This is a genomic window from Megasphaera sp. DJF_B143 (genome assembly GCF_900320625.1).
Classification (GTDB): domain Bacteria; phylum Bacillota; class Negativicutes; order Veillonellales; family Megasphaeraceae; genus Megasphaera; species Megasphaera hexanoica.
The window spans coordinates 1-6426 of record NZ_ONTA01000174.1 but is presented as its reverse complement, the minus strand read 5'-3'; the positions used below and the strand labels follow the sequence as shown (position 1 = coordinate 6426).

Genomic DNA, 6426 nt, shown 5'->3' with positions numbered 1-6426 from the left:
TGCATGACGTAGTCCTTGCCTTCCAGGCGGACGAGGCCTTTTTCCTTGGCGGCCTGTTCACTGCCGCAGGCAATGAGGTCATCGTAGGAAACGATTTCAGCGCGGATAAAGCCCCGTTCGATATCGGTATGGATCTTACCGGCTGCTTTCTGGGCTTTCGTGCCTTTGACGATGGTCCAGGCGCGGACTTCGTCGGCACCGGCCGTAAAGAAATTGATCAGTCCCAGCATGGCGTAGCTTGCTTTGATCAGTTTATCGAGGCCGGCTTCGGGAAGTCCCAGTTCTTCCAGGAAGACCTGGGCTTCATCATCGGGCAGTTCGGCGATTTCCGCTTCGATTTTAGCAGAGACGGCGACGACTTCCGACCCTTCTTTTTCGGCAAAAGCCCGCAGTGCCTGTACGTGGGGATTGGAATCGGGATCCGATGCTTCGTCTTCGCCCACGTTGGCGATATAGAGAATCGGCTTGAGCGTCAGCAGGTTGAGATCGTGGACCTGTGGCAGTTCATCCTTGGTGAGCCCTGCCTTACGGGCCGGTTCGCCATTTTCCAGGCAGGCCAGCACTTTTTTCAGTACGTCGTATTCGGCTTTGGCCGTTTTATCGCCGCACTGGGCGACTTTGGCGATGCGGTCGGCCCGTTTCTGTGTCGTTTCGATATCGGCCAGGCACAGTTCCGTGTTGATGACATCGACGTCGCGTACAGGATCAATGGAACCCGATACGTGGGTGATATTGCTGTCTTCAAAGCAGCGGACAACTTCGGCAATGGCATCGGTTTCGCGGATGTGGCTGAGGAATTTGTTCCCCAGACCTTCACCTTTGGATGCCCCGGCGACGAGGCCGGCAATATCGACGAAACGGGTGACGGCCGGAATGGTGCGTTTGGGATGGTACATGTCGGTCAGGACCTGGATGCGGTTATCCGGGACTTCGACGACGCCGACGTTCGGTTCAATCGTGCAGAATGGATAATTAGCCGCTTCTGCGCCGGCTTTGGTAATGGCATTGAACAAGGTGCTCTTGCCTACGTTCGGCAGTCCGACAATGCCTATTTCCAGATTGGTACTCATGAGTGAGCAGTCCTTTCTCTATTTCTTATTTTATGATGTGCAGATCGGCAATGCGTTTTACGGCAGCGATAGTGTTTTCCCGTGTGCCGAATGCCGTAAGGCGGAGGTAGCCTTCACCGTGGGGGCCGAATCCGGAACCCGGCGTGGTGACGACGTGGGCTTTTTCCAGCAGGAGGTCGAAGAAATCCCAGCTCTTCATGCCGTTAGGTGTCTGTACCCAGGCATAAGGGGAGTTGGTCGCGCCATATACGGTGTAGCCGGCTTCGGTCAGGCCGTCGCGGATGATATGGGCGTTTTCCATGTAGTAATCGACATCAGCCAGGCACTGTTTCTGGCCTTCCGGGCTGTAGTATGCTTCGGCTGCGCGCTGTACGACGTACGGTGTGCCGTTGAAGAAGGTACACTGGCGGCGGTTCCAGAGCGGATTCAGTTCCACTGCCGTGCCGTCGGCTTTATAGGCTTTGCAGGCATGGGGAACGACGACGTAGGAGCAGCGCGTGCCGGTGAAGCCGGCGCACTTGGAGTAAGAGCGCAGTTCGATTGCCACGTCTTTGGCGCCTTCTACTTCGAAAATGCTGTGGGGAACGTCCGGTTCGGTAATATATGTTTCATAGGCCGAATCGTAGATGATGACGAAATTGTTTTCCTTAGCAGCCCGGACCCAGTTTTCCAGTTCTTCTTTGCTCATGGCTGTACCGGTCGGGTTGGACGGGTTGCAGAGGTAGACAATATCGACCTTTTCTTTCGGCGGCTGGGCTTTGAAGCCGTTTTCCGGCGTGCAGGGCAGATAGACGACGCCATCGTATCTGCCTGTTTCGGCATGGTATACACCGGTGTGACCGCACATGACGTTGGAGTCAAGGTATACGGGGTAGACCGGATCGGCTACGGCAAAGGTCAGGTCGCTGCCAAAGATTTCCTGGATGCAGGCAACGTCGGTCTTGGAACCGTCACCGACGAAGACTTCGTCCAGTTCCAGGTCGATGCCGCGCGTTTTATAATCTCCGTCAATGATGGCCTGACGGAGAAAATCATAGCCTTGTTCGGGACCATAGCCGCGGAACGTTTCGGCTTTTCCCATTTCATCGACAGCTTTATGCATCGCTTCGATGATGGCCGGAGCCAGCGGGCGGGTTACGTCGCCGATACCGAGACGGATGATGTCCGCGTCGGGATGGGCCTTGGAATAGGCTGCAACTTTTTTGGCAATGGTAGCAAAGAGATAATTGCCAGGAAGTTTTAAGTAATTTTCATTTACGTGAGCCATAAAATGACCTCCTTTTATATGCGATAATGAGTATATATTGGCTATACAACACTATTCATTGTACTACATTCGCCATCGCTTGAAAAGGACAGAGGGTACTTCCGGATGATGAGAAATTAAAATCACTGTAATTTGTCTCAGTGTTCAATGAAAAACGCTGCCACACAAAGAAATCTCTGTTTCGTGTGGCAGCGCTCTTTGCTGCTTGGCGTTCGTCGTGGTTAAGGCCGGGGCCGTCGTACTCTCCTTCACTATTCGTAGCGCAGGGCTTCGATGGGATCGAGGCGGGCAGCTTTCCGCGCCGGATAGATGCCGAAGAACAGGCCGATGCCGACGGAGAAGCTGAAGGAAATGATGATCGGTGCCGCCGTGATGACCGTCTGGAAGAGTCCGGCTTTTGCAATGGTAAGGGCGATGCCGACGCCGCAGGCGATGCCCAGCAGGCCGCCGATGACACCGATGACGACCGATTCGATGAGGAACTGCATCATGATATTCTGGAAGGTGGCGCCCAGGGCCTTGCGGATGCCGATTTCCCGCGTCCGTTCTGTGACCGATACCATCATGATGTTCATGATGCCGATGCCACCGACGATAAGGGAGATAGCGGCAATGCTTCCCAGAAACAGGGTCAGCATAGTCGTCGTGCTGGTCATGGTTTCCATGAGGCTGGTCAGGTTGCGGACGGTGAAGTCATCTTCCTTGTCCCCTGTGATGTGGTGGCGCTGGCGCAGCAGTGTTTCCACTTCACTTTGCACCTGTTCGATTTTATCAGAGCGGGAGACCTGGATATTGATGGAACGCACGTAGGTGATGCCCAGAAGACGTTCCTGAGCAGTCGTGAGAGGCACGATGACCATGTCGTCTTGGTCCTGGCCCATGGAAGACTGGCCCTTGCTTTCCAGTACGCCGATGATACGGTAAGGCTGGTTGTTGATGCGGATTGTCTTGCCGACGGGATTGGATGTATCGAACAGATTGGATGCGACCGTCGTCCCGATGACGGCAACGCGGTTGCGCGATTTCAAATCATTGTTGGTGATAAAGGAACCGCTCTGGACGTTGAGAGAGCGGATGTGGAGGTATTCCGGTGTCACGCCGTATACGGAGGTGTTCCAGTTCTGATTGCCGTTTACGACCTGATAGGAACTGTTGACGGTCGGCGAAACATAGTCAATATTTTTGATTTTCCTTTTGATGGCTTCGGCGTCGTCGTATTTCAGTTTCTGGCCGGAACCGGCGGCCGATCGGACGCCCCCTTTATTGGTCGAGCCCGGTGTGACGATGAGCATATTGCTGCCCAGGCTGGCAATGGAATTGGTGACGTTCTGGCGCACGCCCATGCCGATGGAAATCATGGCGATGACGGCGCCGACGCCAATGATGATGCTCAGCATGGTCAGGATGGAGCGCAGCTTGTTGGACAGGAGAGCCGTAATGGCAATCTGTACGCTTTCACTAAACAACATCCATGACGACCCCCTTTCCGGCATCTTTGGTAATCATGCCATCACACAAGAGGAGCTGCCGGTTGGCACAGGCGGCGATTTCCGGTTCATGCGTGACCAGGATGATGGTCTTGTGTTCTTCATGAAGGGCTTCGAAGAGACCCATGATGTCCCGTGTCGATTTCGTATCGAGGTTGCCTGTCGGTTCGTCGGCCATGATGATATGGGGATTGTTCACCAGTGCTCTGGCAATGGCGACGCGCTGACGCTGGCCGCCGGAGAGTTCGTTGGGTTTATGATGAGCCCAGGTTTCCAGGCCGACTGCTTTTAACTTTTCCATGGCCCGCTGGGTCCGTTCTTTGTGGCCTACGCCGGCGTAGACCAGGGGCAGGGCCACGTTGTCGAGAGCGGAGATGCGGGAGAGGAGATTGAAATTCTGGAAGACAAAGCCGATATGCTGGTTGCGGACGGAGGCCAGTTCGTCGTCGCTCAGGTTGGCTACTTCTTTGCCGCCCAGCCGGTACGAGCCGGACGTCGGCCTGTCGAGACAGCCGAGGATATTCATGAGTGTCGATTTACCGGAACCCGACGGTCCCATGAGGGCGGCAAATTCCCCCTCTTCGATATTCAGGGTAATGCCGGCCAGGGCGGCAAAATCTTCCCCGCCGATGTGATAAATCTTTTTGATGTCGGTTAATTCAATGACATGATTCATGGTGATGCCTCCTGATTACATGGGCGGCGGTCCCTGTCGTCTGTTGGAATTGGATGACTGGGAAGAAGATTTGGATGGGGCATTATAGGAAACGGAAACGCTGTCTCCTTCAGAAAGGCCCGACAGGATTTCCACGTATTCATCGCTGTAGATCCCCGTCGTGACCGGAACCTGTTCGGTCTGGCCGCTGGTATTGACGCGCAGTACGTAGGATCCGTTGTCGTTGGTCTTGAGGGCGGCGATGGGGACGACCAGAGCATTCTCTTTTTCGGCCGTGTTGATTTCTACCCGGGCGGTCATGCCGAGGCGCAGTACGTCATCGGGGTCATCCACGTCGAGGGTGACATAGTAATAAATGACGCTGGCCGATGAAGAAGACGAACTAGATGAAGTGCTCGTGCCATTCGTATCCCACGTATTGCTCGTATCAGTCTGGGAAATCTTGGACACGTGAGCCGTAAAAGTCTGATTGGTATAGGTATCGACGGTGAAGGTGGCATCCTGGCCGACCTTGATATTGCCGATATCCGTTTCATCTATTTTAGCCATGATCTGCTTTTTGCTCGTATCGGCGATGCGCATGATGACCGTCGGGTTGCTGTTTCCCTGTACGGCCATGGTACCGGCTGGCTTGGGTTCCCCGACGACGACGCCGCTCATGGGGGCGGTGATCGTCGTTTCTGCCAGATCCGATTCGGCGGCGCTCAGATTGGAAAGGGCCGTTTTGTATTCATATTCGGCATTATCCAGTGTCTGTTTGGTACCGGCACCCTGGTCATAGAGCATCTTATACCGTTCGTAGTCGAGGCGCGTATTGGTGACTTTATACTGGGCCTGATCGTATTTAGCCTGATAATCCTTGCCATCCAGTGTGGCTACGGTCTGGCCGGCTGTGACCTGATCGTTTTCTTTGACCAGGACCTGACTGATACGGGCCGTGATTTTCGGTGAGACTTCGACAGAATCGACAGGGCGGATCGTACCGGTCGCAGAGACTTTGGATGTGAGATTCATGCGTTCTACCTGGGCCGTTTCGACGGCGGCTGCCTGCTGGGCCTTCTGTTGTGTCTGGTAGTAATACCAGCCGCCGCCGGCACAGGCAGCAATGATAATGACAGCGATGGCGGCTGTGATTTTTTTATTCAGCTTCATGGGATCACCTTTTGAAAATAGGAATGAGTTACGATATAACGGAAACATACGTGGGGTACTGTATGTTTTATTAAGTATATCATAGAAAAAAGCAGTAAAAAAGACAGAACAGGCTGTATGGAAAAGATTACTAAAAATTGTGACAAATCTGTCTTTTTTCTATGGTATACTACATCATGGAACGAATTAAATATAATTCTCAATATATAAAATATCCGGAGGGATAGGTATGAAGAAGCAACTCACGACAGCCGTGGTGGCAGCGATGTTGTGCACCGGGGCCGTATATGCAGCCGATACGACCGGGACCACTGCCGTTCCGGCACAGCAGACAACGCAGCAATTACAGCAGACACAACAGACACAACAGACAACGCAGCAATCGCAGCAGACCTATAGTCTGGATCTGGATGTGTCGGATTATGCTGTCGATACGATGCAGTACGAGGGGAAACACATCGTGTTCCGGGCCTATGAAAATAAAGTCTACGTCGCACACCCCGTCGATACGACATATCAGTCCATGAATATCTACGTGCCGGAAGAATACTTTGAAGGAAAATCCGTCCATGGGTATACGGCGCAGACGGCCCCCATATTCCTGCCCAATACCGTCGGCGGTTATATGCCGGGCAAGGCAGGACAGCCGTCAGAATACGATCAGCGGCAGGGCGGTCCTAACGCCATACTGGCCGCCCTGGCACGGGGCTGCGTCGTAGCGGCTCCCGGTGCCAGAGGCCGGACGAATCAGGCTGCCGATGGCACCTATACAGG

5 protein-coding genes and 1 pseudogene are annotated in these 6426 nt (G+C 53.9%); 1 reads left to right on the top strand and 5 read right to left on the bottom strand.

Features of this window, described 5'->3' with window-relative positions; genetic code table 11:
* The 5 genes from ychF to DBO31_RS05280 form a co-directional block, all read right to left on the bottom strand.
* The coding region (gene ychF, locus DBO31_RS05300; RefSeq protein WP_150824617.1) for a redox-regulated ATPase YchF at positions 1-1070 on the bottom strand (1070 nt) is incomplete at its 3' end.
* 25 nt (positions 1071-1095) lie between these two features.
* Complete coding sequence (locus DBO31_RS05295) at positions 1096-2337, bottom strand: LL-diaminopimelate aminotransferase (RefSeq protein ID WP_075581912.1); 1242 nt, start codon at positions 2335-2337, stop codon at positions 1096-1098.
* A 251-nt stretch (positions 2338-2588) separates the two neighbouring features.
* Positions 2589-3806 (bottom strand): ABC transporter permease, encoded by a 1218-nt coding sequence (locus tag DBO31_RS05290; protein WP_150824616.1) that lies wholly within the window; start codon positions 3804-3806, stop codon positions 2589-2591.
* Positions 3796-4500: an ABC transporter ATP-binding protein gene (locus DBO31_RS05285; protein WP_059076038.1), complete on the bottom strand. Its 705-nt coding sequence runs from the start codon at positions 4498-4500 to the stop codon at positions 3796-3798. The genes DBO31_RS05290 and DBO31_RS05285 overlap by 11 nt, the downstream gene beginning before the upstream one ends.
* A gap of 15 nt (positions 4501-4515) precedes the next feature.
* Positions 4516-5652 carry an efflux RND transporter periplasmic adaptor subunit gene (locus DBO31_RS05280; protein ID WP_150824615.1) on the bottom strand — a complete coding sequence of 379 codons (1137 nt, stop codon included), beginning with the start codon at positions 5650-5652 and terminating at the stop codon, positions 4516-4518.
* A gap of 229 nt (positions 5653-5881) precedes the next feature.
* Between DBO31_RS05280 and DBO31_RS05275 the strand changes: the two are divergent.
* Positions 5882-6426, top strand: a pseudogene (locus tag DBO31_RS05275) (alpha/beta hydrolase); the annotation flags it as partial.

Excerpts from the sequence above, each read along its gene's own strand:
- DBO31_RS05295 (WP_075581912.1), bottom strand. The coding sequence starts at position 2,337 with ATGGCTCACGTAAATGAAAATTACTTAAAACTTCCTGGCAATTATCTC.
- DBO31_RS05280 (WP_150824615.1), bottom strand. The coding sequence starts at position 5,652 with ATGAAGCTGAATAAAAAAATCACAGCCGCCATCGCTGTCATTATCATT.
- DBO31_RS05285 (WP_059076038.1), bottom strand. The coding sequence starts at position 4,500 with ATGAATCATGTCATTGAATTAACCGACATCAAAAAGATTTATCACATC.
- DBO31_RS05290 (WP_150824616.1), bottom strand. The coding sequence starts at position 3,806 with ATGTTGTTTAGTGAAAGCGTACAGATTGCCATTACGGCTCTCCTGTCC.